The 1,677-nt window shown below is 62.7% G+C and carries 1 protein-coding gene; it reads right to left on the bottom strand.

Annotated features, from left to right (window positions below; translation table 11 throughout):
• Positions 1–92: 92 nt before the first annotated feature.
• A complete protein-coding gene (locus tag DLM46_RS38835) occupies positions 93–1,574 on the bottom strand; it encodes an ISNCY family transposase (RefSeq protein ID WP_115110390.1) in 1,482 nt (493 codons plus the stop codon).
• Positions 1,575–1,677 lie beyond the last annotated feature (103 nt).

Below are 1,677 nucleotides of genomic sequence, written 5' to 3'. Positions count from 1 at the left end.
TTGTCATAGCCATTTCAAGATGTCGTGGCGGCAGCCATTTAGAAATGTCGTGTTTTTAGGGGTTAAAAGGTTTGTCTTTCATGGGTTACTGATCACGCAGTGTCGAAGGAGGGCGCCTGAACGGGCAGGGCGCTTACGTCTGCGTCGACCACCTTTGCAGACCGACGGCCAGGTTTGCGCTGTTGCTTCGGCTGCCTGCGTTGTGCCAATTCCGTAATCACACCGTTGATGTCATCCTGGGTGAATTCACGCTGCTTCTTCGTGCCCTGCGCGCGTTCCGTTGCCCGAACCGGTTGTCCCTGATTCGTGCGCGCAGGGGAGCCGGAGATGCGCCGGTTATCGCGCTGCGCCTGAATGGCCTGCGCGACCTGCAGCACGTGACTCAGCCGCTTGTGTTCCACCACCGTGCCCTGATCGATTTCCGCCAGCCGGTCGTATTGCCGGTTCGGCAGCACCCGGCCATCGGCGCGGATCTCGATGCGTCCGTCCGGGTACTCCCACACGTCGATGTAGCGGTGGATCAGTTTCCGGTTCTCTGCCGTGTCCTCCAGCAGGTACATCACGCGGTCGTACTGCACGGTCAGCGATTTCGTCACCCGTCGTGTCTCGCGCCACGTCATCAGCAGGTCGAGATTCTCGTCAGCCCGCAGCGGCCGGTGCGCGTCGAAATCGCTCTTCGGCGGCTTCGCGAAGCGTGCGTTATAGGCCGCGATGAAGGAGGGCGCATACGCATTGCCCTGCGCCACCGTACTGATGCCACGCAGCCGCAGCTCCTTCACGAGCCGGTCCTGCAGCGTCAGGTGCGCGCGCTCGACGCGCCCCTTCGCGGAACTGCTGTTCGCGCAGAACGTGTCGATGTTCAGTTCGTACATCGCCCGGCCGAAGTGCGTCACGCTGCTTCCCGTTTCATGGGCTTTGCCACTGCGAAACACGCTCGCCTTGTCGCTGTAGAACGCGCCGGGCTTGCCGTGGCATTCGATGTACGCGCGGGTCGCCTCGAAATAGCTGAACGTCGATTCGCTCGCCGTGAAGTGCAGGTGCATCAGCCGACTGGTGGCGTCGTCGACGTACACCAGCAGCGTGCAGGCCGGCGCCCGCTCCTCGAACCACCGGTGATCGCTGCCATCAATCTGGATCAGCTCGCCCAGACACGCGCGCCGCGCCCGCGGCTGGTAGAGCTTTGGCGGGCGCTGCCGGCGCGGCACCCAGAGACCTGCGTCCGTCATCAGCCGGCGTACCGTTTCCTTCGCCAGCCGGATGCCGTGAGATTCGTACAGCTTCTCGCAGGCCAGCGTCGGCCCGAAATCGGCATAGCGCTCACGGATGATCGCCAGCGCCCGCTGGGCCAGACTCTCGTCCAGACGCCGGTTACCTGGTCGACCACGCTTGCGCGAAGTCAGTCCGGACGCACCCGACTCGCGGTAACGGATCACCAGACGCTGGACCTGCCGCACCGTCAGGCCCAGACGCTCGGCCGCGCGTCCGGGTTTGAGCTGCATGTCCACTACAGCCTGAATCACTTTCAGACGGTCGAGTTCTCGCATGTTCAATGTCACCAGTGCAGCTGGATGCATGGCCGGCTCCGTGGTCCCGCAGGGAGCCGGCCAGCATACCGAGGCCAAAACACGACATTTCTAAATGGCCAGAACACGACATTTCTATAAAGCTACTACACCA

The sequence above is a fragment of the Paraburkholderia lacunae genome (genome assembly GCF_003353175.1).
Taxonomy (GTDB): domain Bacteria; phylum Pseudomonadota; class Gammaproteobacteria; order Burkholderiales; family Burkholderiaceae; genus Paraburkholderia; species Paraburkholderia lacunae.
The sequence above is the reverse complement of the archived record's forward strand: the minus strand, read 5'-3'. Positions and strand labels throughout refer to the sequence as shown.